At 67.3% G+C, this 25,068-nt stretch carries 21 protein-coding genes; 10 read left to right on the forward strand and 11 right to left on the reverse strand.

Going from position 1 to position 25,068, the window contains the following annotated elements; genetic code table 11:
- Positions 1-4: 4 nt before the first annotated feature.
- Together ACAM57_RS26030 and ACAM57_RS26035 are read right to left on the reverse strand one after the other, a co-directional pair.
- Positions 5-2,167 (reverse strand): cytochrome c biogenesis protein ResB, encoded by a 2,163-nt coding sequence (locus tag ACAM57_RS26030; protein ID WP_184635064.1) that lies wholly within the window; start codon positions 2,165-2,167, stop codon positions 5-7.
- Positions 2,168-2,280: 113 nt separating this feature from the next.
- On the reverse strand, positions 2,281-2,955 hold the full coding sequence (locus ACAM57_RS26035; RefSeq protein WP_176667929.1) for a cytochrome c: 675 nt from the start codon (positions 2,953-2,955) through the stop codon (positions 2,281-2,283).
- 72 nt (positions 2,956-3,027) lie between these two features.
- On the opposite strand from ACAM57_RS26035, the gene yihA reads away from it, so the two are divergent.
- Both yihA and ACAM57_RS26045 read left to right on the forward strand, forming a co-directional pair.
- Positions 3,028-3,777, forward strand: a complete 750-nt coding sequence (gene yihA / locus ACAM57_RS26040; RefSeq protein WP_369659459.1) for a ribosome biogenesis GTP-binding protein YihA/YsxC — start codon at positions 3,028-3,030, stop codon at positions 3,775-3,777.
- An 88-nt stretch (positions 3,778-3,865) separates the two neighbouring features.
- Positions 3,866-4,780 (forward strand): alpha/beta fold hydrolase, encoded by a 915-nt coding sequence (locus ACAM57_RS26045; RefSeq protein WP_369659460.1) that lies wholly within the window; start codon positions 3,866-3,868, stop codon positions 4,778-4,780.
- Here ACAM57_RS26045 and ACAM57_RS26050 read toward each other — a convergent pair.
- The gene (locus ACAM57_RS26050; RefSeq protein WP_184635058.1) at positions 4,774-5,658 is read right to left on the reverse strand and encodes a lipid A biosynthesis acyltransferase; all 885 of its coding nucleotides are present in this window, start codon (positions 5,656-5,658) and stop codon (positions 4,774-4,776) included. The genes ACAM57_RS26045 and ACAM57_RS26050 overlap by 7 nt on opposite strands.
- Positions 5,655-6,545, reverse strand: a complete 891-nt coding sequence (locus ACAM57_RS26055; protein WP_369659461.1) for a lysophospholipid acyltransferase family protein — start codon at positions 6,543-6,545, stop codon at positions 5,655-5,657. The genes ACAM57_RS26050 and ACAM57_RS26055 overlap by 4 nt, the downstream gene beginning before the upstream one ends.
- A 220-nt stretch (positions 6,546-6,765) precedes the next feature.
- On the opposite strand from ACAM57_RS26055, the gene metK reads away from it, so the two are divergent.
- A complete protein-coding gene (gene metK, locus ACAM57_RS26060; RefSeq protein ID WP_126022969.1) occupies positions 6,766-7,950 on the forward strand; it encodes a methionine adenosyltransferase in 1,185 nt (394 codons plus the stop codon).
- Positions 7,951-7,974: 24 nt separating this feature from the next.
- Here metK and ACAM57_RS26065 read toward each other — a convergent pair whose 3' ends face one another.
- From ACAM57_RS26065 to ACAM57_RS26080, 4 genes are all read right to left on the reverse strand, one after another.
- Positions 7,975-10,134 (reverse strand): TonB-dependent receptor, encoded by a 2,160-nt coding sequence (locus ACAM57_RS26065; protein WP_369659462.1) that lies wholly within the window; start codon positions 10,132-10,134, stop codon positions 7,975-7,977.
- Positions 10,135-10,197: 63 nt separating this feature from the next.
- Positions 10,198-10,410 carry a hypothetical protein gene (locus tag ACAM57_RS26070; protein ID WP_184635052.1) on the reverse strand — a complete coding sequence of 71 codons (213 nt, stop codon included), beginning with the start codon at positions 10,408-10,410 and terminating at the stop codon, positions 10,198-10,200.
- Entirely contained in the window at positions 10,407-11,606 is a 1,200-nt protein-coding gene (locus ACAM57_RS26075; protein WP_369659463.1) for a PepSY-associated TM helix domain-containing protein, read from the reverse strand. The genes ACAM57_RS26070 and ACAM57_RS26075 overlap by 4 nt, the downstream gene beginning before the upstream one ends.
- Positions 11,607-11,635: 29 nt before the next feature.
- On the reverse strand, positions 11,636-13,750 hold the full coding sequence (locus tag ACAM57_RS26080) for a TonB-dependent siderophore receptor (protein WP_369659464.1): 2,115 nt from the start codon (positions 13,748-13,750) through the stop codon (positions 11,636-11,638).
- Positions 13,751-13,928: 178 nt separating this feature from the next.
- Between ACAM57_RS26080 and ACAM57_RS26085 the strand changes: the two genes are divergently transcribed.
- A complete protein-coding gene (locus ACAM57_RS26085) occupies positions 13,929-15,530 on the forward strand; it encodes a phospholipase D family protein (RefSeq protein WP_126022964.1) in 1,602 nt (533 codons plus the stop codon).
- Positions 15,531-15,549: 19 nt separating this feature from the next.
- On the opposite strand, the gene ACAM57_RS26090 is transcribed toward ACAM57_RS26085, so the two are convergent.
- Positions 15,550-16,467: a LysR family transcriptional regulator gene (locus ACAM57_RS26090; RefSeq protein WP_369659465.1), complete on the reverse strand. Its 918-nt coding sequence runs from the start codon at positions 16,465-16,467 to the stop codon at positions 15,550-15,552.
- A gap of 139 nt (positions 16,468-16,606) precedes the next feature.
- Between ACAM57_RS26090 and ACAM57_RS26095 the strand changes: the two genes are divergently transcribed.
- The 4 genes from ACAM57_RS26095 to ACAM57_RS26110 are packed head-to-tail and all read left to right on the forward strand — an operon-like array spanning position 16,607 to position 19,920.
- Positions 16,607-17,875 carry an aromatic ring-hydroxylating dioxygenase subunit alpha gene (locus tag ACAM57_RS26095; RefSeq protein WP_126022962.1) on the forward strand — a complete coding sequence of 423 codons (1,269 nt, stop codon included), beginning with the start codon at positions 16,607-16,609 and terminating at the stop codon, positions 17,873-17,875.
- Between the two features lie 3 nt (positions 17,876-17,878).
- Complete coding sequence (locus tag ACAM57_RS26100; protein WP_369659466.1) at positions 17,879-18,349, forward strand: aromatic-ring-hydroxylating dioxygenase subunit beta; 471 nt, start codon at positions 17,879-17,881, stop codon at positions 18,347-18,349.
- 8 nt (positions 18,350-18,357) lie between these two features.
- Positions 18,358-18,675, forward strand: a complete 318-nt coding sequence (locus tag ACAM57_RS26105; protein ID WP_184635040.1) for a non-heme iron oxygenase ferredoxin subunit — start codon at positions 18,358-18,360, stop codon at positions 18,673-18,675.
- Positions 18,676-18,693: 18 nt separating this feature from the next.
- Positions 18,694-19,920 carry an NAD(P)/FAD-dependent oxidoreductase gene (locus tag ACAM57_RS26110; protein WP_369659467.1) on the forward strand — a complete coding sequence of 409 codons (1,227 nt, stop codon included), beginning with the start codon at positions 18,694-18,696 and terminating at the stop codon, positions 19,918-19,920.
- 22 nt (positions 19,921-19,942) lie between these two features.
- Here ACAM57_RS26110 and ACAM57_RS26115 read toward each other — a convergent pair whose 3' ends face one another.
- Complete coding sequence (locus ACAM57_RS26115; protein WP_126022958.1) at positions 19,943-20,710, reverse strand: response regulator; 768 nt, start codon at positions 20,708-20,710, stop codon at positions 19,943-19,945.
- 626 nt (positions 20,711-21,336) lie between these two features.
- Here ACAM57_RS26115 and ACAM57_RS26120 point away from each other — a divergent pair.
- A complete protein-coding gene (locus ACAM57_RS26120) occupies positions 21,337-21,627 on the forward strand; it encodes a co-chaperone GroES (RefSeq protein WP_007835162.1) in 291 nt (96 codons plus the stop codon).
- Positions 21,628-21,658: 31 nt separating this feature from the next.
- On the forward strand, positions 21,659-23,311 hold the full coding sequence (gene groL, locus ACAM57_RS26125) for a chaperonin GroEL (protein WP_126022952.1): 1,653 nt from the start codon (positions 21,659-21,661) through the stop codon (positions 23,309-23,311).
- A gap of 161 nt (positions 23,312-23,472) precedes the next feature.
- Here groL and xylB read toward each other — a convergent pair whose 3' ends face one another.
- Positions 23,473-24,939 (reverse strand): xylulokinase, encoded by a 1,467-nt coding sequence (xylB, locus tag ACAM57_RS26130; RefSeq protein ID WP_369659468.1) that lies wholly within the window; start codon positions 24,937-24,939, stop codon positions 23,473-23,475.
- Between the last annotated feature and the right edge of the window lie 129 nt (positions 24,940-25,068).

Below are 25,068 nucleotides of genomic sequence, written 5' to 3' on the forward strand. Positions count from 1 at the left end.
GGTCTTATTCGTTCAGGGCGAGCAGCTTGCGTTTGAGATGCTCGAATTCGCGGTCGCTGTCGATGGTCTTGCGATTGACCGAGAAGGCCATCGTGGCGGCCGTCATTGCGGATGCATCGCCTTCGCCGGCCTTGCCATCCGGCGCCAGCCACACCCAGAGGCGGCGCTCGCGCACGTACAGCATGGCAAAAATGCCGACGATCAGCAACAGGCAGCCCAGGTAGACGATGTTCTTGCCGGGGGCGCGCGCCACCTGGAACACGCTGGCCTGCACCTGGGTGAAGTCGGTCATCATCATCGCGACCGGCGCCGGGTAGAAATGCGCGTCGCTGATGGCCAGCACGGCCTGCGTCAGGTAGGCCTGCGACTTCTCGTCGTTGGGTAGCGCGGCCAGGCCGGCGCCTTCGCGGCTCAGGTTCAGCACCTCGAACAGCACGTCGTTGAGGATGCGCACCAGCACCCCGCCGGCGCGCTCGCGCTCGGCCTCGGGCACGTTGGCTTCCATGAATTCGGCGATCGCCTGCCAGCCGCCCACGGTGGTGGCGTCGGCCTTGGCGCGCTCGCTGCCCGCGAACAGCGCCAGTGCGCGCGTGGCGGACACGCGCAGCTGCTCGGCCATTTCGGGACGCTTGGGGTCGGTGGCCTTGGCGATGTAGCGCTCGACGGCACGCTCGCGCGTGGCGGCGTCGCCGAGGGCGGCGCGCATGCGCACGAAGCCGTCCATCGAACCCTGGTCGTCGGCCGGCACGCGCAGGTAGCGGAAGGGCTCCTCGGGCTTCTCGCGCATGCCCAGCAGGAACACCGGCTGGCCGTCGCCGGTATCGACCGGCACCATGTAGTTCTGGTACTCGCGCGCCTGGCCGGCGGCGTCGCGCAGCTTGTAGCCGATGCTCGGGCCGATGTTGCGCAGCACCTTCGGCTTGTTGGTCTTGTTGGCTGCTCCCAGGCGCGATTCGATGTCGTGGCGCAGGTCGACCTTGCGCACGTCGGCGCCGCTGCCCATGGCGTTGGCGTCGGCGAAGTTCTCGACGTTGATCACGCGCAGCGCGGCGTACTCGAGCGTGAGCTTGTCCTTGCCGTTGGTGATCTCGGTGCTGGGCCCGCCGATGACGCCTTCCACCTCGAAGGGCTTGGCCGCGGCAGCCATCGGCACCGCCTTGAGCTTCACCTTGGAGCCGCCGTCGTCGAAGCTCGACTGGTAGATCTCCACGCCCTTGTAGCTGGCCGGGTGGTTGACCTCGATGCGCGCGGGCACCTGCTCGCCGGTCTCGCGGTCGTGCAGGACCACCTCGCTCGCGAAGAGCTTGGGCATGCCGGTCGAGTAGTAGTCGACGATGAACTTCTTCAGCTCGATGGAGAACGGCAGCTCCTGCAGCAGCACGCCGTCGGACTGGTTCAGGATGGCGACGCTGCCCTGCCCGCCCTCGGGCACGAGGATGTTGCCGCGGAAGGTCGGGTTGCTCGCCGACAGCCGGTGCTGCGGCGGCACGTCGGCGATCATGCCGCCGCCGGTGAACACGCTCTTGCCGTTGAACCAGGTCTGCGCGCGCACCACCAGGTCGCCGTCGAGCAGGCCGCCGATGCACACCAGCACGATGGCGCTGTGGGCGGCGATGTAGCCCAGCTTGTGGGCGCCGCCGGCACGCGCCGCGACCATCCAGCCCGCGGCCTGCCTGCCGTCGCCAGTTGCCTCGCGCTGCTGCAGCTTGACCTTCCAGCCGCCGCTCACCAGCAGTTGCCCGATCCGGTTGGCGGCGACGTCCGGTGTTTCACCGAGACGGTTCTCGGCGCGCTGGCCGAAGGCCTTGAGGCTCTGAGCGCGGATGTCTTCCTTGAAGGTCCTGAGGTCGACCAGGATGCGCGGCGTGTTGCGCACGATGCACAGCGTGGTGCTGATCACCAGGAACAGCAGGATCAGCAGGAACCACCAGGCGCTGTAGATCGAGTCGAGCCGCGCGGTGCGGAAGAGCTCGGCCCAGAACGGGCCGAACTGGTTGATGTAGTTGTTGATCGGCTCGTGCTGCTTGAGCACCGTACCGATGATCGACGCGATGCAGATGATCGTGAGCAGCGCGATCGCGAAGCGCATCGACGACAGCAGTTCCACCGCGGCGCGAAGCATCTGCGGTCCACGATGAACGCGAAGGCCATGGGTGGAGACGGACATCGGGCGAGAGTAGGAAGAGAAAAAAACAAAAAGGCGGGCCATCCTGCTGGATCGGCCCGCCCTTTGTTTGGGGTTGTTATCGGCGGCTGGTCACGCTCCAGGGAGCGCCATCATCAACGCAAACCGGCAATGTAGTCGGCGACCGCCTTGATTTCCCTGTCGTTGAGCTTGGCGGCGACGCCGGTCATGGGCAGGCTGTTCAGGCGGACGTTGTCGCGGAAGGCCGTGAGCTGAGCCACGGTGTAGTCGGCGTTCTGGCCGCCCAGGCGCGGGTACTGGGCCGGGATGCCGGCGCCGTTGGGGCTGTGGCAGCCGGCGCAGGCCGGGATCTGGCGGTCGCCGATGCCGCCGCGGTAGATCTTCTCGCCCAGGGCGATGGTGTCCTTGTCCTTCGAGAAGCCCGGCTTGACCTTCTTCGAGCCGACGAACCAGGCGATGTTGCGCATGTCTTCTTCCGACAGCGCCGAGGCCAGCGGCTTCATGATCGCGCTCTTGCGGGCGCCGGACTTGAAGTCCTGCAGCTGCTTGAGGATGTATTCGGGGTGTTGCTGCGCCAGCTTCGGGTTGGCGGCGATGGCGGAGTTGCCGTCGGCGTTGTGGCAGGAGGCGCAGCTCTGGCTGTTTGCCGGCGTTGCGTTGAAGAGCGCATCCCCCTTGGCGGGGTCCGGCTTGGCCGGCTTGGCGGCCGCCGGGGCGGCAGGAGCGGCCGCGTGTTCATCGGCTGCAAAACTCACGCTGGATGCGATGCCCACGAGGGCCGCAAGCACAATATTGGCAAACAACTTCATATCGGGGGCTTCGAATTTATGGCGCAAAACCTCACGATTCTACAATGTGGGCCCTGTTTCGAAAGTCCGTAGATGCCCTCCCCGCGCGCCAAGCCCGCCGCCTATCCTCCCCGCGCGGCGCCCGCCGCAGACCCCAAGGTTGCCGAACGCGAACGCATGGCGCTGGGCTGGCTGCACACCGCCCACTTCCTCACCAGCGCGCCCCAGCTGGAGCATCTGCCCCCTTTCGACCTGCCCGAGATTGCCTTCGTCGGCCGCTCCAACGCGGGCAAGTCGACCGCCATCAACACCCTCACCCAGCAGACGCGCCTGGCCTTCGCCTCCAAGACGCCCGGCCGCACGCAGCACATCAACCTGTTCGGCATCGGCAAGCAGAAGGTCGATGACGCGGTGCTCGCCGACCTGCCCGGCTACGGCTACGCGGCCGTGCCGCGCGAGGCCAAGCTGCGCTGGCAGCGGGTGATGGGCAACTACCTGATGACGCGCGAGAACCTGCGCGGCGTGGTGCTCATGTGCGATCCGCGCCACGGTCTGACCGAGCTCGATGAGATCCTGCTCGACGTGATCCGCCCGCGCGTGCAGCAGGGCCTGAAGTTCCTCGTGCTGCTCACCAAGGCCGACAAGCTCACCCGCAGCGAGGGCGCCAAGGTGCTGTCCATTACGCGACTGCAGGCCGGTGGCGGCGAGGTGAAACTGTTCTCGGCCCTGAAGAAGCAGGGCGTGGGCGAGGCGGCGCAGCTGCTGTGGCGTTGGGTGCACCCCGAAGACGCCCAGGCACCGGCCGCCGGCCCCGAGCCGACGCCACCACCGGAAGACGCCTGATACGCAACAGGCTGTACCGATCGTCCCATCTGCGAAGTTCACTATCAAAACAATAGCAACACCAGTCAACCCGAAGGAGACAAGAAGCATGATCGAGACATTCCAGCGCAGCCTGCCCAACGGCACCACCCTGAGCTGCCGCGCCGCCGGCCAGCCGGGCCGGCCGCTGATGGTGTTCCTCCATGGATTCCCCGAGGCCGCGTTCATCTGGGACGAACTGCTCGAGTACTTCGCCGACCCGGCCCACGGCGGCTACCGCTGCGTGGCGCCCAACCTGCGCGGCTTCGAGAAGTCGAGCTCGCCTGCCGACGTGGCTGCCTACAAGGCGCCCCTGCTGATCCAGGACATCCAGCAGCTCGCCGCCACCGAGAGCGCCGACGGCACCATGGCCGCGCTGGTCGCCCACGACTGGGGCGGCGCCTTCGGCTGGGGCTATGCCAATGCCTTCCCGCAGCAGGTCGGACGCCTGGTCATCATCAATTCGCCGCACCCGGGCACCTTCACCCGCGAGCTGCGCAACAACCCGGCGCAGCAGCAGGCAAGCGCATACATGAACTTCCTCGCGCGCCCCGACGCCGAGGCGCTGCTCGCGGCCGACGACTTCAAGCGCATGTGGCCCTTCTTCCTGCTGATGAAGGCCGGCCCCGACGGCTTCGGCTGGCTCACCGAGGAAGTGAAGCAGCAGTACCGCGAGGTCTGGAGCGCGGGCCTCACGGGCGCCTGCAACCTCTACCGCGTGACGCCGATGAAGCCGCCGCTGCCCGGCCAGACCGTCGACGGCATCCCCGTGCTGCCGCGCGAGCGCCTGGTGGTGGAAGTGCCGACCTTCGTGTTCTGGGCGCTCGACGACGCCGCGCTGCTGCCCGGCCTGCTCGAAGGACTCGACGAGTACGTGCCGAAGCTGGAGATCAAGAAGGTGCCGAACGCGACCCACTGGATCGTGCACGAGCAGCCGCAGTTGGTTGCGCGCGAGATCGAGGGATTCCTGCAGCGGAATCAGTAGATCGGCGGCTCGCCTTCGGGCCGCGTCTTGAAGCGGCGGTGCACCCAGTAATACTGGGACGGCATCGTGTCGATGTAGCCCTGCAGCCGCTCGTTCATGAGCGCAGTGTCGGCCTCGACGTCGTCGGTCGGGAAGTTCTGCCAGGTCGGCAGGATCTCGATTTCATAGCCCTCGCGCGTGAGCTTCGACACCACCGGCACCACCTTGGCCTTGCCCAGCCGCGCGAAGCGCGACAGCGACGGCACGGTGGCCGCCTGCACGCCGTAGAAGGGCACGAAGATGGTCTGGTCGCGGCCGAAGTCCATGTCGGGCAGCAGGTACAGCAGGCCGCCCTTGCGCAGGCCCTGCAGCACCGGCTTGATGCCGTCCACCCGGTTCAGCGCCGCCACGTCGCCGAAGCGGGTGCGGCCCTCGCGGATCCAGGCGTCGATCATCGGATCGCGCTGCGTCGTGTAGATCGTGGCCGAGGGACGCGCGGTGTGCATGGTGAGCGCGGTGGCCGCCGCGTCGAGGCCGTAGAAGTGCGGCGCGAAGAGGATCATCGGCGCATCGCCCTCGGCGATCTCGCGGATCTCCGAGGCCGCGCCCACTACCTTGAGCCGGCTCGCCACCGTCTTCTCTGGCGCATGCCAGAGCCAGCCACGATCGAGCCAGGACTGCGCCACGTAGACGAATGTCTCGCGCGCGATGGCGCGCCGCTCGGCTTCCGACTTGTCGGGGAAGCAGACCGCCAGGTTGGTGTCGACCACGCGCCGCCGTGGCACCGCCACGGTGTGCAGGATGCGCCCGAGGAACGCGCCGAAACCGCGCACCACGGGCAGCGGCAGCGGCGCGATCACGCGCATGAAGCCGATGCCGAGTCGGGAACCGAGGCTCATGCAGCTTCCCCTGCGGCGGCGACCACGCGCTCGGCGCGCGGTTCCTTGTAGCGGGCGTAGTCCCAGACGTACTGGCCCGGCAGGCTGTGGATGAGGCGGCCGATGGCATCGTTCATCGCGGCAGCGGCATCCTCGATGGGAGCGGACGGGTCGGTCAGCGCGGTGCCGACGATGGGCTCGAAGCGGATCACGTAGCCCGCGCCACGCGGCAGGCGTTCGCACACGCTCAAAAAGCAGGCCGCGCCGGTCTGCTGCGCGAGTCGGGGAAGAAGGGTCATGGTGTAGGCGGGCCGGCCGAGGAAGGGCGCCCACACGCCCTGCCCCAGCGGAGGCACCTGGTCGGGCAGGATGCCGGTGTAGCCGCCGCTGCGCAGCGTGCGGATCAGGCCGCGCACGCCGGTGTTGTTGGTGGGCAGGGTCTGCAGGCCGGGCCGGTCGCGCGAGCCGGCGGCGATCAGGTCGGCCATCCATTTCTTGCGCGCGGGGCGAAACAGCGCCGTGATCGGCCCGTAGGTCGGCAGAAAGCGCTCGCCGATGGCCTGGCCGCACATCTCCCAGCTGCCGAGATGCGGCGCGACCAGGATCACGCCCTTCTTCGCCTGCATGGCCGCCTCGAAGGCTTCGACGCCTTCCCAGCGCACCACGCGGTTCAGCACGGTCTGTCCATGCGGGCGCAGCCAGAGCCATGGCAGCTCGGACGCCATCTTGCCGGCGGCGGCGATGGCCGGGCGGTATTGCTCGGGGCCGAAGCCCGCGCTCTCTGCATTGGCCTTGAAGCGGCGGCGATAGCCGGGTGCGCTCCACCAGACCAGCCAGCCCAGCAATGCACCGAACCGATGCATCAGCGGCATCGGCACGCGGGCAAGCAGGCGGAACAGGGTGATCATCGAATACGGGAGGGAGTCAAAACACGGACGCGCGCGCATGGTATTGCGCGGCTCGAATAGAATGCAAATTGTCGCCGAGTTACGGAACAACTTGCAGGGCGACAAACACAAGCGCAGCAATGCGATTGTGCCGGGCCGAGAAATCGGCATCTGCTAAAGCGTTCGCCAGAGCTCCGCAGAGTTGGCAACGCGCCAAGTCAAATCAAGGAGTTTTGAACAAATGGCGAACGACTTCCTCTTCACGTCCGAATCCGTCTCCGAAGGCCACCCCGACAAGGTCGCCGACCAGATCTCGGACGCCATCCTCGACGCGATCTTCGAGCAGGACCCCCGCAGCCGCGTGGCCGCCGAGACGCTGACCAACACCGGCCTGGTCGTGCTGGCCGGCGAGATCACCACCAACGCGCACGTCGACTACATCCAGGTCGCGCGCGACACCATCAAGCGCATCGGCTACGACAACACCGACTACGGCATCGACTACAAGGGCTGCGCCGTGATGGTCTGCTACGACAAGCAGTCCAACGACATCGCCCAGGGCGTGGACCACGCGAGCGACGACCACCTGAACACCGGCGCCGGCGACCAGGGCCTGATGTTCGGCTACGCCTGCGACGAAACGCCCGAGCTGATGCCCGCGCCCATCTACTACGCGCACCGCCTCGTCGAGCGCCAGGCCCAGCTGCGCAAGGACGGCCGCCTGCCCTTCCTGCGTCCCGACGCCAAGAGCCAGGTGACGATGCGTTATGTCGATGGCAAGCCCCACAGCATCGACACCGTGGTGCTCTCCACCCAGCACAGCCCCGACCAGAGCGAGACGCCCACCAAGATGAAGGCATCGTTCAACGAAGCCATCATCGAGGAGATCATCAAGCCGGTGCTGCCAAAGGAGTGGCTCAAGGACACGCGCTACCTGATCAACCCGACCGGCCGCTTCGTCATCGGCGGCCCGCAGGGCGACTGCGGCCTCACCGGCCGCAAGATCATCGTCGACACCTACGGCGGCGCCTGCCCGCACGGCGGCGGCGCGTTCTCGGGCAAGGACCCGTCGAAGGTCGACCGCTCGGCCGCCTACGCCGCGCGCTACGTCGCCAAGAACATCGTGGCCGCCGGCCTGGCGCGCCAGTGCCAGATCCAGGTGGCCTACGCCATCGGCGTCGCACAGCCGATGAACATCACGGTCTACACCGAAGGCACGGGCGTGATTCCCGACGAGAAGATCGCGGAACTGGTGCGCGAGCATTTCGACCTGCGTCCGAAGGGCATCATCCAGATGCTCGACCTGCTGCGCCCGATCTACCAGAAGACCGCCGCCTACGGCCACTTCGGCCGCGAGGAGCCCGAGTTCACCTGGGAAGCGACCACCCAGGCCGCCGCACTGCGCGCGGCAGCCGGCCTCAAGTAAGCAAGAGAAAAAGATGGTGGGGCGTCAGAAGCGGTAGGCGCCGCTCAGCCCCACCGTCCAGTTGCGGCCCGGGGCCGGCTCGTAGTAGCGGCCGTTGCCTTCGTTGACGATCACCGAGCCCACGTAGCGCCGGTCGAACAGGTTGTCGACGCGCGCGAAGGCGTTGAACTCCCAGCGCTCCCACTTCTTCAGGTAGCCCGCATACACCGCCGCCACGGCGTAGCCCGGCGCGCTCGCCGTGTTGGCGTCGTTGGCCTGGATGCGCCCGAGCGCGCGCATCTCGATGCCGGCGCGCCAGCCCTCGGGCGGCACCCAGCCCAGCGACGCGAACAGCGACTGCCGCGCGATGCCAGGAATGCGGTTGCCCGCAGCCACGGTGTTCGCGGTGCCGCACGGAGACGGCGAGCAGAAAGCGTCGCGATAGGTCGCGTCCAGCCACGTGTAGGCCAGTTGCGTGCGCCAGTGGTTCGCTGTCTCGTGCTGCCAGCCCAGCTCGAGGCCGTTGCGCTTCGTGCGGCCCGCGTTCTGGAAGGTGGCGCGGCCACCGACGTTGGTGTCGGTCACGATCTCGTCGCGCGTGCGGGTCTGGAACAGCGCTGCCGTGAGCAGGCCGCCGGCGAGCCGCGCCTTGGCGCCGATCTCGATGCTGTCGTTGACCGACGGGCGCAGCGCGAAATTGAGGCCGCTCGCGCCGTTGGCGCGGTAGGAAAGCTCGTTCAGCGTCGGCGTCTCGAAGCCGCGCCCGACGGAGCCGTACAGCGCCAGGTCCTGCGTCGCCTGGTAGCGCAGGGAGGCCACCGGCAGGGTCTTGCTATAGCGCGCGCTGCCGCTGTCGTCGCGGTTGGTGCCGACGATGTAGCGGTCCTGCGAGTCGAAGTGCACGCTGCTGCGGCGCACGCCGGCCTCGAGCGTCCAGCGGTCGGCGAGCCGCCATGTGGCCTGCGCGTACGGGTCGAGGTTCCATGCCTCGTTGAGCTCGTTGCGCCGCAGCCGCCCCCGCACGCCGAGCATGGGAGCCGACAGCGGCCCGAGGTAGTTCTCGTAGCCCCGGCGCTTTTCGCGCAGGCTGTCGTAGCCCAGGCCGGCCACGATGTCGAAGGGCCGGCCGGCCAGGGTGAGCGCGGCGTTCCAGCGCAGGTCGACACCGCCGTACTGGCGCGAAAGATCGATCACGCCGCCCGCGTGCAGCGGGTTCTGCTGCGCCGACGGCGGGATCGACTGGAACTGCACGGTCTTGCGCTGGCCGCCGTAGATCATGAGCCGCAGCCCCTGCGTGGCGTCGATGCGGTGCTCGTAGAGCAGGCCGGCCTGCGTCTGCTCGACCGTCTTGCGCGTGTCGTACTGCGTGGCCAGCGGCGCGTTGCGCGGCGCCAGGGCGTACTGGTCGGCGGTGAGGCCCAGCGGGTCCTGCGCGGCTATGCGCACGCTGTTGAACACCAGCGTGAGCCTGTCGCCGTTGTCCAGCGCGATGCCGAGCTTGCCGTTGGCGATGTCGCGCTTCGCGGCGCTGTGCTCGCGCCAGCCGTCGGTGTGGAAGCGGCTCGCGTCGAGCAGGTAGTCCACCGCGCCCTGCGATCCGCTGAGCTTCAACGACTGCCGCCAGGTGCCGAAGCTGCCGCCCGCGAGCGAATACGACAGGCGCGGCGGCCCCTCGCCCGAGGCGGTGAAGGCCTGCACCACGCCGCCCGAGGAGTTGCCATAGAGGGCGGAGAACGGTCCGCGCAGCACTTCGACGCGGTCCAGCGAGCCGATGTCGATGTTCGATGTCTGGCCCTGCCCGTCGGGCAGGGTCGCGGGGATGCCGTCGACATAGAGGCGCACGCCGCGCACGCCGAAGGTCGAGCGCGCACCGAAGCCGCGGATGGAAAGCTGCAGGTCCTGCGCGTAGTTCAGCCGGTTCTGCACCTGCAGGCCCGGCACCGCGCCGAGGCCTTCGGACAGGTTGACCTGCAGGCGGCTGTCGCGCATCTCGTCGCCATCGACGCGGTCGACCGAGCCGGGCACGTTGAAGGGTGCGACCTCGCCTCGGGGAACGGATACGGTGATCTCGCGCAGGCTCGGGGCGTTGCTGCCGGGGCCCGGGCCGGCGGCGGGCTGATCCTGCTGCGCCCGCGCGGCCGGCGGCGCGGCGACCAGAAGGAGGAGGCCGGCGGCGGTGAAGGCAACGGGCGCGAGGTTCTTCATCGCGCCGATTCTGCTTTGGCGCGCCGGCCGCGCGTGTCGCGGTGGCGCGACTCTCAGGGAAAACTAGGACTCGCTGGCCTTCTCGGCCCGCTTCCTGCACCAGCCGTACCAGACGCACACCACGCACGGGATGCCCAGCGCGATCCAGGCCAGGACGTCGCCCAGGCCGCCGTCGCTGAAGAGCGCCGAGATCAGGCCGAAGGTGGTGAGCACGCCCAGCACGATGGGCCAGCCCCACATCTGCCAGAAGCCGTGATGATGGTGCTGCGGCTTCATGCCTGCGCCTTCATCGCCGGTGCCGGCTCGGGTTGCGAGACGCCGACGTGCTCGGGCTTGCTCTCTTCGTGTTCCCGCACCTTCCTCGAGGCCGCCGGCGCGGTGTTGCCGCGCTTGAGCCACAGGTACAGGCCGCTGCCAAGCACGATGATGGTCGCGATGTCGAGCAGTGCCCAGATGATCTGCATCGGCATGCCGCCGTAATCGCCGAAGTGCAGCGGCTGCGACACCAGCAGCGCCCACAGGTACCAGGGCAGCTTGGGCGATGCGGTCACCTCCGCCGTCTTGGCGTCGACCAGTACCGGCTGGAAGAGCTTCGACGTGAATGGTTCGTTGCCGCGCAGGAAGAAGGTCGTGTGGTGCGGGCTCGAGAACGACGTGCCCGGGAACGCGATGAACGACAGCTTCATGCCGGGCGTCGCCTGGATCGCGGCTTCCATCGAGCGCTGCACCGAGGCGCGGTCGTTCACCGCCACGACGGGCTCGTTCTTGTAGGGCGTCAGCAGCGCGCTGAGCTGGTCGTACTGCCAGTACTTGATGACCAGGTCGGCCCAGGTGTTGATCATGCCGGTGGCGCCCACCACGAACACCCACACCAGCGTGACGATGCCCAGCAGGTTGTGCAGGTCGAGCCACTTCAGGCGCGGACGCTTCTCGCGCCGCACCGTGCCGAAGTCGAGCTTGCGCATGAAGGGCGAATAAAGCACCACGCCCGAGACCACGGCCACCAGCAGCAGCAGGCCCATGAAGCCGAGGAACAGCTTGCCCGGCAGCCCAGCGAAGAGGTCGACGTGCAGCTTGAACATCACGTACATGAAGCCCTCGTCGAACTTGGGCTGCGCGAGCACCTCGCCCGTGCGCGCGTCGACCGCGACCGACTTGAAGTCGTCCGTGGGCGCCGGCGTGGGCGTGAGCGTGACGAACCACAGGCCGTCGTCGTCCTCGGGCTGCGAGGCGAACTGCACCACGCGGTCGGGGTGCCTGGCCTTCGCGACCTCGAGCACGCGGTCGAGGCTGACGCGCGGCGTGTCCGCCGGCATCTTCGGCGCCTCGACCTCGGTGCCCAGCAGGTGGCCGATCTCGTGGTGGAAGATCAGCGGCAGCCCGGTGATGCACAGCAGCAGCATGAAGACGGTGCACACGAGGCTGCTCCACTTGTGCACCCAGGCCCAGGTCTTGATCTTTCTGCTGTTCATGTCGTGGCTGTTCTATCGAGGAAGGGGTTCTAGAAACGGTAGGTCGCGCTGGCGACGATGTTGCGGCGCGCGCCGTACCAGCAGTCGCCGCGCGCGAGGCAGGTGCTGAAGTAGGTCTTGTCGGTGGCGTTGTTGATGTTCAGGGCGTAGCGCCACTTGGCCGACTCGTAGGCGAGCATCAGGTCGAGCAGTGCGACCGACGGCACGTAGGGGCCCGCACCCGCGCCTTCCACATCGCGGAAGCCGCTCATGTAGCGCACGCCGGCGCCGGCCGAGAAGCCCGGCACGCCGGCGATCGAGAAGCGGTACTTGCCCCACACCGACACCTGGTTGCGCGGCGTGTCGGTGAGCTTGTGGTCGACGTCGATGTAGGTGTAGTTGGCGACGAGGTCGAAGTCGCGCGCCAGGGTGGTCTTGAGCTCGAACTCCACGCCCTTGTTCTTCGTCGCGTCGACCTGCCGGCCATAGTTCGGATTGGTGCTGTCGAAGACGGTACGGTTCTTTTCCTTGAGTGAGTACACCGAGGCCGTGAAGCTCGTCGCCGAACCCTGGGGCTGGTACTTGACTCCGGCTTCCACCTGTTCGCCGCGCAACGGCTTCAACAGCTTGCCGTCGGCGTCGGTGCCTGCCTGCGGGGTGAAGGATTCGGTGTAGCTCAGGTAAGGCGACCAGCCGGAGGGCAGCGCGTACATCACGCCCAGGCGGCGCGAAGTGGCGCTCGTCGTTTCAGAAGCACTGCCCGCCGTGCCGGCGGTGCTGCGGTCATGGCGCAGCCCGGCAACGAAGATCCAGTTGTTCCACTTCATCTGGTCCTGCACGTAGATGCCGGCATTGCGCTGCGTGGTGCGGGGCTTGCGCGTCAGCTCGGTGACCGGCACGTAGCCGAGGCCGTAGACCGGTGCATAGGCGTCGATGGTGCTGTAGACCGAGCCTTCGGTCTTGTCCTGGCGCTGGCGGGAGTACTCGGCCCCCACGAGCAGCGTGTGGCGCACCGCGCCGGTGTCGAAATGGCCTTCGACGTGGTTGTCGATGCCGGCCATGCTGGTCCAGGCGAGCGACTTGTCGTTGTAGCGGCCGAGCAGGCGCTGGCCAACCGGGTCGAGCGACCAGCCGCCGGGCTCGGAGAACGAATCGGCGTAGTGGTAGTGCGAGTCGTTGAAGGTGCGCGACGCGCGGAAGTTCTGCCGGAAGGTCCACCGGTCGCCGAACTTGTGCTCGAACAGCCAGCCGAAGGTCTTGCGCTCGGTGTCGTAGCCGTCGCCCGGCTCGCCGATGAAGCGGCTCGACGGCAACGGGCCATTGATGTTCGGCAGGATCGTGCCCTGCCACGGGAAGAACTGGGAGGTGCTGCCGGTCTTGTCCTTCTGCCACAGGGCCTGCAGCGTCAGCGACGTGGCGGCGTTCGGCCGCCAGGTGAGCGACGGCATGATGAGGGAGCGGTCGTCGGGAACGTAGTCGACCTGCGTGTCGGACTTGCGGTGCAGCGCCACCAGCCGGTACGACCAGTCGCCGTCCGCCGTCAGGGGGCCGGTCAGGTCGGCCTGGATCTGCTTGCGGCCGAAGGAGCCGAACTGCACGCCGACCTCGCGGTAGGCCTCCTGCTGGGGCCGCTTGCTGACCATGTTGACCACGCCGCCCGCGGTGCCCGCTCCGAAGAGCATCCCAGAGGGCCCGCGCAGCACTTCGAGGCGCTCCAGGGTGTAGGGGTCGGGGCGTGCGGTGGCGGTGTACCAGCCGGAGGAGTAGGTCTGCAGGCCGTCGAGGTAGATGGTCGGTTCGCTGCCACGCACCAGGAAGCTGTCGGAACGGGAATCGATGCCGTAGGCGTCGGAACGCACGCCCGCGGCGTAGGTGAGCGCGTCCTGCAGGTTGGTCGCGCCCTGGTCGACCATCTGGTCGCGCGTGACCACCGTGACGGACTGCGGCGTCTCGGCAAGCGGCGTGTCGGTCTTGGTGGCAGTGACGGCGTTCTTCGCTCGGTAGCCGATAACGGGCGTGGTCGCCGTCTCGGCCCCGGCATCGACCCGCACTTCCGGCAGCGAGGCTGCATTCGTCGTCTGGGCCAGCACCTGATGCTGTGTGTAGATCGCCAGGCATCCCGCCAGCACTGATGCGACCCTGCGCCGCGCCACCAACCTCTTCATTCCCGCTCCGCTCCTCTACAAATTAATAAGAACGATTCGCATTTTATGCGTGACAAATTTCCGCCTTCCCGAATCACCGCCTTGGATGAAGGGCGTTGCGTTGCGAAATTGCGTCTTCTGCGCGAAGGCGAAACGGCTACGATGCCGCCCGCACGCTCACCGTGCGTTGGCAGCCTTCATGCTCAAGCTCATCGCCCTCCTGTTTCCCGCATTGCGCGGTCCGGCTCTGCGGCTGATGGCGCTCGTGGCGGTCGCCGCGCTCACCGGCTGCGCCGGCCTGCCGCCGCGCACGCCCGAGCCGCCCACGCTGGCCATCCCCGCCTCGCCGGCCACCGAACTGGGCCGCGCGGCCATCAGCCTCAACACCCCGCCCGACGGCCTTAGCAGCATGCGGCCGCTGATCGAGGCCTCCTTCGCGCTCGACGCGCGGCTCGAGCTGATGCGACGTGCGAAGTCGTCGCTCGACATCCAGACCTACCAGCTCGGCAACGACAAGACCGGCCGCCTGCTGCTTCGCGAGATGCGCAACGCCGCCCGCCGCGGCGTGCGCGTGCGGCTGCTGCTCGACGACTTCTACACGGCAGGCATGGACCGCCTGCTGCTCGGCCTCGCAGCCGAGCCCAACGTCGAGGTGCGGCTCTTCAACCCCTTCGTGAACGCGCGCGACCATTCCTCCGGGCGCTGGCTGGAGTTCTTCTCCGACTTCCGCCGGCTCAACCACCGCATGCACAACAAGCTGTTCGTGGCCGACGGTGCCATGGCCATCGCGGGTGGCCGCAACCTCGCCGACGAGTACTTCCTGCGCAGCGAGAGCGCGAACTTCATCGATTTCGAGCTGCTGCTGGCCGGCCCTGTGGTGCCCGAATCCGCCGCCATCTTCGACACCTACTGGAACAGCGACGTGGTCTACCCGCTGCAGCGGGTGGCCGGTACCAGCCGCACGCCGCAGGCGCTGAAGGCCGATTTCGAGGAAGCGACTTCCCCCGCCCACGCGCCGCCGCCCGACCCGCTGCCGTTTTCCGACCTGCTCGGCGATCCGCCGCTGGGCGCGCAGCTTGCCGACATCGACGAGGCGAAATGGATGCGCGCCGAGGCCCACGCCTCCGCGGACAGCCCCAACAAGGCGCTGGGCGTGATGGCCCACCCGGTCGAGCCGCTCGCGCAGCGCTTCCACGAGATGCTGGCCACGGCCCGTTCGAGCGTGGTCGTGATCTCGCCCTACTTCATTCCGGGCGACGAGGGCATGGAGCGCATCCGCATGGGCCGCGAGCATGGCGTGAACATCACCGTCATCACCAACTCGCTGGCCGACAGCGACGAGCCGCTGGTCAACATCAACTACAACCGCTACCGCGTCGACATGCTCAAGCTCGGCGTGAACCTGTACGAGGTGAGCACGCAGCAGTTGAAGCGCAGCGACCAGTTCCGCACCCTGCTCAAGAAGGCGCGCGGGCGGCTGCACGCCAAGCTGGCGCTGGTCGACCGGCAATGGGTGCTGCTCGGCTCCATGAACCTCGACCCGCGCTCCGCCCGCCTGAACACCGAGTTCGGCGTGCGCGTGCGCAGCTTCGACCTGACCCAGGCTCTGCTCTTCGCCTACCAGCTCGACGACATCGAGGGCGTGTACCGCGTCACCCTCAAGCCCGACGGCCAGAGCGTGCAGTGGGTCGGTACCGGCGACGTCGACAACGAGGTGCTCGACAGCGAACCCGACTCGAGCATGCTGACCCGGCTGCAGCTGCTGCTTTTCTCGTGGTTCGTACCCACCGACCAGCTGTAGCAGCGGCGAAGCCCGCTCCTCAGCCCGGCCCGCCCTCGCCATAGAGCCCGATGATCAGCGAGCGCAGCCACGCGATGGCTGGGTCCTTGTGGAAGCGGCCGTGCCAGAACAGGTTGATCGCGATCTCCGGCAGCTTCGCCGGATGCCGCACGTAGGACAGGTCGAAGGGCCCCGCCAGTGCCTGCGCGAGTCTCTCGGGCACGGTCGCGACGAGGTCGGAGTCGTGCAGGATGTGCCCCACGGCCACGTAGTGCGGCACGGTCAGCACCACCTTGCGCGTGATCTTCTTGCGGTCGAGGAATTCGTCGGCCTTGCCGTGGCCCGTGCCGTCCGAAACCACCACGACGTGATCGGCGGCGGAGAAGTCGTCGAGCGTCACCTTCTTCCTGCCGTCCAGCGGATGGCCGCGCCTGAACATGCACACATAGTTCTGCCTGAAGAGCCTGCGCTGGAAGTAGCCCGCCTTCAGCTGCGGCAGCAGGCCGATCGCGAGGCTGACGTGGCCGGCCTCCATCTCGTCCTGCAGGTTCACCGCCGTGTTGCGCACGGTGCTCAGCGACACGTTGGGCGCGACGCGCGCGATCTCCTTCATCAGCCTGGGCAGGAAGTAGATCTCGCCGATGTCCGTCATGCCGACGGTGAAGGCGCGCTTCGACGTGGCCGGATCGAACGAGGCCTTCTGGTTAATCGCCGCGTGGATGACCTGCAGCGCGCGCGCCGTCGGCTCCGCGAGCTGCTGCGCATAGGGCGTGGGCTCCATGCCGTTGGGCGTGCGCAGGAAGAGCGGATCGTCGGTGAGCTTGCGCAGCCGCGCCAGCGCGTTGCTCACGCCCGGCTGCGAGAGACCGAGGCTGCTGGCCACCTTGGAAACCCGGCGGTCGACGAGCAGCTGCTGGAAGACGACCAGGAGGTTGAGATCGATGTCCTTCAGCTCCATCGCCGGCCTCTCACATTCTTGAAATCAATATGAACTATTGATCACATTCTATTGAGCGATGACGCCCGAATGCGGATCATCGACGCACCCCACGAGAGACGAACGCCGCCCTCCACCGGACGGCCAAGGAGACACAAGAATGGACGACACCGCATCGGCGGTCTTCCCCCAGAAGATCCACTGGGAGAGCCAGGGCACCAGCCGCATCCCCTTCATGGCCTACACCGAGGCCGACCTGCACCGCCAGGAGCTGGAGCGCTTCTTCTATCGCAACCACTGGAGCTACGTCGGCCTGGAGGCCGAGATTCCGGCTGTCGGCGACTTCAAGCGCACGGTGGTGGGCGAGCGCTCGGTGATCATGGTGCGCGATGCGGAAGACTCCATCAGCGTGGTCGAGAACGTGTGCGCCCATCGCGGCATGCAGTTCTGCCGCGAGCGGCACGGCAACCGCAAGGAAGGCGGCTTCACCTGCCCCTACCACCAATGGAACTACACGCTCGCAGGCGACCTGCAGGGCGTGCCCTTCCGCCGCGGCGTGAAGCAGGACGGCAAGGTCAACGGCGGCATGCCGGCCGACTTCAAGCCGGCCGAGCACGGCCTCAACAAGCTCAAGGTGGCCCGGCGCGGCGGCGTGGTCTTCGCGGCCTTCGACCCCGAGGTCGAATCGCTCGAGGACTTCATGGGCCCGGAGATCCTGGGCTACTTCGACCGGCTCTTCAACGGCCGCAAGCTCACCATCCTCGGCTACAACCGCCAGCGCATTCCGGGCAACTGGAAGCTCATGCAGGAGAACATCAAGGACCCGTACCACCCGGGCCTGCTGCACACCTGGTTCGTGACCTTCGGGCTCTGGCGCGCGGACAACAAGTCGGAGCTGAAGATGGACCGGCACCACCGCCACGCCGCCATGATTTCCACGCGCGGCGCGAGCGGCAAGGCAGACCAGGTGACCCAGGTGTCGAGCTTCAAGGAAAGCATGCAGCTCAACGACCCGCGATTCCTCGACATCGTGCCCGAGCCCTGGTGGGGCGGGCCGACGGCGGTGATGATGACGCTCTTCCCGAGCGTAATCCTGCAGCAGCAGGTCAACAGCGTCTCGACGCGGCACATCCAGCCCAGCGGCCCCGGCGCCTTCGACTTCGTCTGGACGCACTTCGGCTTCGAGGACGACACCGAGGAGATGACGCAGCGCCGGCTGCGCCAGGCCAACCTCTTCGGCCCCGCGGGTTTCGTGTCGGCCGACGACGGCGAGGTGATCGAGCTCTCGCAGAAGGGCTTCGAGCAGAAGCCATTCCACCGCACGCTCGCCGAACTCGGCGGCCGCGAGGTCGGCGATACGGACCACATGGTCACCGAGACGCTGATCCGGGGCATGTACGAGTACTGGCGCAAGGTGATGGAGGCTTGAGCGATGGACTTCCAGGAGTACTTCGAGCTTTCGCAGCTCTACGCCCGCTACGCCCAGGCCGTGAGCTCCAGCCAGTGGGAACTGTGGCCAGAGTTCTTCACGGAAGACTGCGTCTACCGGCTGCAGCCGCGCGAGAACCACGAGCGCGGCTTTCCTCTCGCCACGCTCTCCTTCGAGAGCAAGGGCATGCTGAAGGATCGTGTCTACGGCATTCGCGAGACCCTCTTCCACGACCCGTACTACCAGCGCCACGTGGTGGGCGCGCCGGTGGTGCTGAAGGCCGGGCCGGGGCGCATCGAGTCGGAGGCCAACTACGCGGTCTTCCGCACCAAGCTCTCGGAGCTTTCGAGCGTCTTCAGCGTGGGCCGCTACATCGACGTGGTGGTGCGTACCGAGGAGGGCCTGAAGTTCGCCTCGCGCCAGGTCATCTACGACAGCGAAATGATCCCGAACTCCGTCATCTATCCGATCTGAGGACCGCCATGAGTGAGCTGCAATGGACCGACGCCGCCGCGGTCGACGACGTACCGGCGGACGACGTGATCGCCGTCCTCGTGGGCGGCAATGAAGTCGCGCTCTACAGCGTCGAAGGCAACGTCTACGCCACCGACAACATCTGCACCCACGGGCATGCCCGCCTGTGCGAAGGCTTTCTCGAAGGGCACGAGATCGAGTGCCCGCTGCACCAGGGCAAGTTCGACGTGCGCAGCGGCAAGCCCACCTGCGCGCCTGTGACCGAAGCGATCCGCTCCTATCCCGTGAAGATCGAGGGCGGGCGGGTGTTTCTTTCGCTGGGCTGATCTGCAACGGCACGAACCATGAGCGCTGAAGAAAAGACGATCGCGATCGTCGGCGCCGGCCAGGCCGGCGGATGGGCCGCGCAGACACTGCGCAGCGAAGGCTTCGGCGGCAGGATCGTGCTGATCGGCGACGAGGCGCATCGCCCCTACGAGCGCCCTCCCCTGTCGAAATCGGTTCTCGCCGGTGAAGCCCTTCCAGAGACGACCAGCCTGCAAAAGCCCGAAGCCTTCGACGCGCTCAACGTGGACTGGCGCCCGGGAGTGAGCGCGACGCGCATCGACAGCGCGGCGAGGCGACTGCACCTGAGCGGCGGCGACGTCGTCGGCTACGACAAACTGATTCTCTGCACCGGCGGCCGTGCCCGGCGGCTGGGCATTCCCGGATCGGAGCTGCCCGGCGTCTTCACGCTGCGCAACCTCGACGATGCCGCGGCGCTGGGAGCCGCGCTCGTGCCGGGCAGGCGGCTGCTGGTCATCGGCGGCGGATGGATCGGGCTCGAAGTGGCCTCGACCGCCCGCAGGAAGGGGCTGGAGGTCACGGTCGTGGAAGCGATGCAGCGCCTCTGCGAGCGCACCGTTGCGCCGGAGATCTCCGGCTACCTGCTTCGGCTCCACGCCTCGCACGGCGTTCATGTCGAACTGGGCATGGGCATCGAGCGCCTGGCGCAAGGCGCGGACGGCAACGGCCTGATCGCCACGCTCGTCGACGGACGCACGCTGGCATGCGACGTGGTGCTGGCCGGCATCGGCCTGATCGCGAACGACGAGCTCGCGCGCGAGGCCGGCCTGCGGTGCGAAGGCGGCATCGTGGTCGACCCGCAATGCCGCAGCTCCGACCCGGACATCCTCGCCGCCGGCGACGTCGCCGTCTGGCACTGCGAGCGCGCCGGCCGGCGGATGCGGCTGGAGTCGTGGCAGAACGCGCAGGAGCAGGGCATCGCGGCCGCGCGCTCCGCGCTGGGCATCGCGGTCGATCACCAGCCGCTTCCGTGGTTCTGGTCCGACCAGTACGGCATCAACCTCCAGATATTCGGCATGCCGGCGCCGGGGCATCGCGCCGTGGTGCGCGGCGACATGGAGAGCGACAGCTTCGTCGTGTTCTTTCTGGATGGCGGCAAGGTCGCCGCCGCGCTGGGGCCGAACGCGGCGCGCGATCTGCGGTTTGCGCGAAGGCTCATCGAGCGCGGCACCGAGGTCACGCCGGAGCAGCTTGCCGATCTTCAGGTGCCGCTGTCCAGGCTCTGAGCGGCGCCGAGGCAGCCCGGAGCTACCAGGAGGCCGCGTGGCCGGGCCCTGACGGATACCGGATGCCGCCATCCTTGCCGCTGGGCTCGAACATGTAGCCCACGCCCCATACCGTCTGGATATAGGAAAACGCCCCGTCCTCCAGCAGCTTGCGCAACCGGGAGACCTGCACATCCAGGCTACGGTCGAAGGCGCCGAGTTCGCGCCCGCGCGCCACCTGCGCGAGCTTCTCCCGCGACATCGGCTGGCCCGTGTGCCGCACGAGCACCTTGAGAATCGCGATCTGCACGGTGGTGATGCCGAGGATGCGCCCGTCCCTGCGAAGCGTGCGCGTGCCCATGTTGAATTCGAAAGGCCCGAAACGCACGACCTCGTTCGCGATCGAAGGCCCGCCCGGCTCCTCCTTCGGAGGGCTGCGCCGCAGGATCGCCTGGATGCGGGCACGCAGTTCCCGGGGATTGCAGGGCTTGCAGACATAGTCGTCAGCGCCCATCGTCAGGCCCGCGATCCTGTCGGCGTCCTCGGCCTTCGCGCTGAGCATGATGATCGGCGTGCGCGTGCCCGTGGCGCGCAGGCGCCTGCAGACCGAGAAGCCGTCCTCGCCCGGCAGCAGCACGTCGAGCACGATGAGGTCGATGGCGCGGCGCTGCAGGATCGACGAAAGCGCACTGCCGTTCTCGGCCTCGAACACCTCGTAGCCCTCCTGGGAGAGATAGCCGCCGACCAGTTGCCGCAGGCGCGGGTCGTCGTCGACGACCGCGATCGCATCGCAGCGATGGGAAGCGGTCATGCGAGCGGGTCTTTCGGTGGCGGGCTCCGATAGGCCTCGTTTCTCGAACTCATCGTTCCCCGCAGCCCGCGCGAGCCATCGGCCCTGCGTAAAATCAAATGCAAAATCATGGAAACCGGCTCGATCCGCCAAGTTCGGCATCGGCCCCAAGGCCGGGTGAAAAACCGGGATTTATAGGGCCGGGGCCGTTGATTGATCTAATCCATTAGCAGCCCCATGAGCGCCGTCCCGCGTGCCTCATCACTTGCCTGGCCCCGAAGAGCGACTTGCCGGCCTGGCGAGCGTCGGCGTCGGGCCTGAATCATCGATCCGTGCATCGACTGATGGCCCCGGTTCCCCGCCTGGCCAACACGCGAGAGATCTGGAAACCTGCCCCTCCCGGGCCTCCGGAAGCCACCTCCTGCCGCATCGGCGACAGAAAGAGCACGGCCGTGCGATTTCGGATTTCCTGACTGCGGAACTGGCGCCAGCGGCCGCCCAGCCTTGAAACGTCATCGATTGCCCTTATGATTAGCACTCGCTGCTGACGAGTGCTAACAGCCCTCGCTTCCAGCTGATGGGCTGCCGGCCTCCGGTCCGGCGCCCGACCACAAACCCGTTTCTTATCCATACATCCAGGAGATGCAATGAAACTTCGTCCTTTGGCCGATCGCGTGATCGTCAAGCGTGTTGACAGCGAAACCAAGACCGCATCGGGCATCGTGATCCCCGACGCAGCCGCCGAGAAGCCCGATCAGGGTGAAGTCCTGGCAGTGGGCCCGGGCAAGCGCAACGACAAGGGCGAACTGGCAGCTCTGACCGTGAAGGTCGGCGACCGCGTCCTGTTCGGCAAGTACAGCGGCCAGACCGTCAAGGTCGGCGGCGACGAGCTGCTCGTCATGAAGGAAGACGACCTGTTCGCGGTCGTCGAGAAGTAATTCAACAGATCCCCATTCGGAGTAATTAGACATGGCAGCAAAAGACGTAGTCTTCGGCGGCGAAGCCCGCGCACGCATGGTCGAGGGTGTGAACATCCTGGCCAACGCAGTCAAGGTGACCCTGGGCCCCAAGGGCCGCAACGTGGTGCTCGAGCGCTCGTTCGGCGCCCCCACCGTCACGAAGGACGGCGTGTCGGTCGCCAAGGAAATCGAACTGAAGGACAAGCTCCAGAACATGGGCGCCCAGCTCGTGAAGGAAGTGGCCTCCAAGACCAGCGACAACGCCGGTGACGGCACCACCACCGCGACCGTGCTGGCTCAAGCCATCGTTCGCGAAGGCTTCAAGTACGTGGCCGCCGGCATCAACCCGATGGACCTGAAGCGCGGCATCGACAAGGCAGTTGCTGCCCTGGTCGAAGAGCTGAAGAAGGCTTCGAAGCCCACCACCACGTCGAAGGAAATCGCTCAAGTCGGCTCGATCTCGGCCAACAGCGACGAAACCATCGGCAAGATCATCGCCGACGCGATGGACAAGGTCGGCAAGGAAGGCGTGATCACCGTGGAAGACGGCAAGTCGCTGGACAGCGAACTCGACGTCGTCGAAGGCATGCAGTTCGACCGCGGCTACCTGTCGCCCTACTTCATCAACAATCCCGAGAAGCAATCGGCGATCCTGGACAACCCGTTCGTCCTGCTGTTCGACAAGAAGATCAGCAACATCCGTGACCTGCTGCCCACGCTGGAGCAAGTCGCCAAGGCCGGCCGTCCGCTGCTGATCATCGCTGAAGAAGTCGAAGGCGAAGCCCTGGCTACGCTGGTGGTGAACACCATCCGCGGCATCCTGAAGGTCGTGGCCGTCAAGGCTCCCGGCTTCGGCGACCGCCGCAAGGCCATGCTGGAAGACATCGCCATCCTGACGGGCGGCAAGGTCATCGCCGAAGAAGTGGGCCTGACCCTCGAGAAGGTGACCCTGGCCGACCTGGGCCAGGCCAAGCGCATCGAAGTGGGCAAGGAAAACACGATCATCATCGACGGCTCGGGCGCTGCTCCGGACATCGAAGCCCGCGTGAAGCAGATCCGCGTGCAGATCGAGGAAGCCACCAGCGACTACGACCGTGAAAAGCTGCAAGAGCGCGTGGCCAAGCTGGCCGGCGGCGTTGCCGTGATCAAGGTCGGCGCTGCCACCGAAGTCGAAATGAAGGAAAAGAAGGCTCGCGTCGAAGACGCCCTGCACGCCACCCGCGCTGCAGTGGAAGAAGGCGTCGTGGCTGGTGGCGGCGTGGCTCTGCTGCGTGCCAAGCAAGCCGTGGGCGACAAGGTCAAGGGCGACAACGCTGATCAAGACGCCGGCATCAAGCTGGTGCTGAAGGCCATCGAAGCTCCCCTGCGCGAAATCGTGAACAACGCCGGCGGCGAAGCCTCGGTGGTGGTGAACGCGGTTCTGGCCGGCAAGGGCAACTACGGCTTCAATGCCGCCAACGACACGTACGGCGACATGCTCGAACTGGGCATCCTGGACCCGACGAAGGTCACCCGCACCGCACTGCAGAACGCCGCTTCGGTGTCCTCGCTGCTGCTGACGACCGAAGCCATGGTGGCTGACGCTCCGAAGGACGACGCTCCTGCCGGCGGCGGCATGCCCGACATGGGCGGCATGGGTGGCATGGGCGGCATGGGCATGTAATTGGCTCGCCCCCAGGCTGCGCGGCACTTCGTGTCCGCTACGCCTACCCCCTACCGGGGGCGACACCTGCGGACCGGCAGAGCCGGATCCGCGGTGTCTCGCGAAATGAAAAAAGCCCGGCTTGCGCCGGGCTTTTTTCATGGGCGGTCGTGATTGCTCTGCTACTGGAATTGCGCCTGCACCGCCTTGTAGAGCGCCTGGAAGCGCGTATGCCTCGTCCTGCGGACATCGGCTCCATCGGTCGAGGGAACCAGCTTCTGCTTCACTGGCGGCAGCGTGCACACCTCTGCCACCTCGCCCCCATCCGCCAGCCAGGCCAGCCGCGCCGCGCCCAGCGCCCCACCAGTCTCGCTGCCCGCATAGAGCGTGAGCGGAACCTGGAAGATATCGGCCAGCAACTGCCCCCACCACACACTGCGCGCGCCGCCGCCGACCAGCGCCATCTCGCGCATCGGCATGTCTTGCGGCAGCCGCAGGGTGTCGAAGCCGTCGCGCAGGCCGAAGCTCACGCCCTCGACCACGGCATAGGCGATCTCCGCCGGCCCGTGCGCATGCGTGAACCCGAAGAGCACGCCCTGCGCGTTGGGGTTGTTGTGCGGCGAGCGCTCGCCCGACAGGTACGGAAGGAACAGCGGGCAGCGTTCGCGCTGCGACAGCGCAACGCTTGCGGCTGCTTCGAGCAGCGCAGCCTCGTCGGAGAACCTGAAAGTCTTGGCGGCCCAGCTCACCGCGCTGGCGGCCGAGAGCATCACCGACATCTGGTGCCAGCGCTTCGGCAGCGCGTGGCAGAAGGCGTGCATCGCCTGTGCGGGGTTCGGCAGGAAGCGGTCGGTCGACACGAACACCACGCCCGACGTGCCTAGCGACACGAAGCCCTGCCCCGGCTCGACCAGCCCCATGCCGACCGCGCTCGCCGCGTTGTCACCGGCACCGCCGGCGATCTTGACGCCATCGGGCAAGCCCCATCGCCCGGCCAGTTCGGGCTTGAGCTGCGCCGACACCTCGCTGCCCTCGACCAGCCTCGGCATGTGGGCACGCGTCAGCCCCGTGGCAGCGAGCAGCTCGTCGGACCAGTCGCGCGCGCCCACGTCGAGCCACAACGTGCCCGCCGCATCCGACATCTCGCTGACGGCCTCGCCGCTGAGCATGAAGCGCAGCCAGTCCTTCGGCAGCAGCACGCGGGCGACGCGGCTGAAGATCTCGGGCTCGTGCTCGCGCACCCACAGCAGCTTGGGCGCGGTGAAACCCGGCATCGCGAGGTTGCCCGCGATCTCGCCGAGCCTGGGCACGGCGCGCGCGAGCGCTTCGCACTGCGCACCGCTGCGGCCGTCGTTCCACAGGATCGCGGGGCGCAGCACCTCGCCCGCTTCGTCGATCAGCGTGGCACCGTGCATCTGGCCCGAAAGGCCGATGGCGCGCACCGCCGCGAGTTCTTCGGGGTGCGACTTGCCGAGCGCACGCATCACTTCTTCGAGCGCCTGCCACCACTGCCGCGGCGCCTGCTCCGACCACAACGGCTGCGGCCGTTCGACCGTGAGCGGCGCGCGGGCCACGCCCACGATGCGATGGTCGTCGGCGAGCAAGAGCGCCTTGAGCTCGGACGTGCCGAGGTCGAGTCCCAGATACAAGATGAGCCCCTTATTTGATTTGTTCAGACTTGCCGTGCTTATGCGCGGCGGATGTACGAAGAGCTCGCTTTCCTTTCAAGGAACACCGAGGAACCGGCTTTGCCGGGCCTCAGGTGTTGCCCCCGGCGA

This window comes from Variovorax sp. V15, from assembly GCF_041154425.1.
Taxonomy (GTDB): Bacteria; Pseudomonadota; Gammaproteobacteria; order Burkholderiales; family Burkholderiaceae_C; genus Variovorax; species Variovorax guangxiensis.

Coding starts and splice junctions, on each gene's coding strand:
- ACAM57_RS26030 (WP_184635064.1), bottom strand. CDS start 2,167: ATGTCCGTCTCCACCCATGGCCTTCGCGTTCATCGTGGACCGCAGATG.
- ACAM57_RS26035 (WP_176667929.1), bottom strand. CDS start 2,955: ATGAAGTTGTTTGCCAATATTGTGCTTGCGGCCCTCGTGGGCATCGCA.
- yihA (WP_369659459.1), top strand. CDS start 3,028: ATGCCCTCCCCGCGCGCCAAGCCCGCCGCCTATCCTCCCCGCGCGGCG.
- ACAM57_RS26045 (WP_369659460.1), top strand. CDS start 3,866: ATGATCGAGACATTCCAGCGCAGCCTGCCCAACGGCACCACCCTGAGC.
- ACAM57_RS26050 (WP_184635058.1), bottom strand. CDS start 5,658: ATGAGCCTCGGTTCCCGACTCGGCATCGGCTTCATGCGCGTGATCGCG.
- ACAM57_RS26055 (WP_369659461.1), bottom strand. CDS start 6,545: ATGATCACCCTGTTCCGCCTGCTTGCCCGCGTGCCGATGCCGCTGATG.
- metK (WP_126022969.1), top strand. CDS start 6,766: ATGGCGAACGACTTCCTCTTCACGTCCGAATCCGTCTCCGAAGGCCAC.
- ACAM57_RS26065 (WP_369659462.1), bottom strand. CDS start 10,134: ATGAAGAACCTCGCGCCCGTTGCCTTCACCGCCGCCGGCCTCCTCCTT.
- ACAM57_RS26070 (WP_184635052.1), bottom strand. CDS start 10,410: ATGAAGCCGCAGCACCATCATCACGGCTTCTGGCAGATGTGGGGCTGG.
- ACAM57_RS26075 (WP_369659463.1), bottom strand. CDS start 11,606: ATGAACAGCAGAAAGATCAAGACCTGGGCCTGGGTGCACAAGTGGAGC.
- ACAM57_RS26080 (WP_369659464.1), bottom strand. CDS start 13,750: ATGAAGAGGTTGGTGGCGCGGCGCAGGGTCGCATCAGTGCTGGCGGGA.
- ACAM57_RS26085 (WP_126022964.1), top strand. CDS start 13,929: ATGCTCAAGCTCATCGCCCTCCTGTTTCCCGCATTGCGCGGTCCGGCT.
- ACAM57_RS26090 (WP_369659465.1), bottom strand. CDS start 16,467: ATGGAGCTGAAGGACATCGATCTCAACCTCCTGGTCGTCTTCCAGCAG.
- ACAM57_RS26095 (WP_126022962.1), top strand. CDS start 16,607: ATGGACGACACCGCATCGGCGGTCTTCCCCCAGAAGATCCACTGGGAG.
- ACAM57_RS26100 (WP_369659466.1), top strand. CDS start 17,879: ATGGACTTCCAGGAGTACTTCGAGCTTTCGCAGCTCTACGCCCGCTAC.
- ACAM57_RS26105 (WP_184635040.1), top strand. CDS start 18,358: ATGAGTGAGCTGCAATGGACCGACGCCGCCGCGGTCGACGACGTACCG.
- ACAM57_RS26110 (WP_369659467.1), top strand. CDS start 18,694: ATGAGCGCTGAAGAAAAGACGATCGCGATCGTCGGCGCCGGCCAGGCC.
- ACAM57_RS26115 (WP_126022958.1), bottom strand. CDS start 20,710: ATGACCGCTTCCCATCGCTGCGATGCGATCGCGGTCGTCGACGACGAC.
- ACAM57_RS26120 (WP_007835162.1), top strand. CDS start 21,337: ATGAAACTTCGTCCTTTGGCCGATCGCGTGATCGTCAAGCGTGTTGAC.
- groL (WP_126022952.1), top strand. CDS start 21,659: ATGGCAGCAAAAGACGTAGTCTTCGGCGGCGAAGCCCGCGCACGCATG.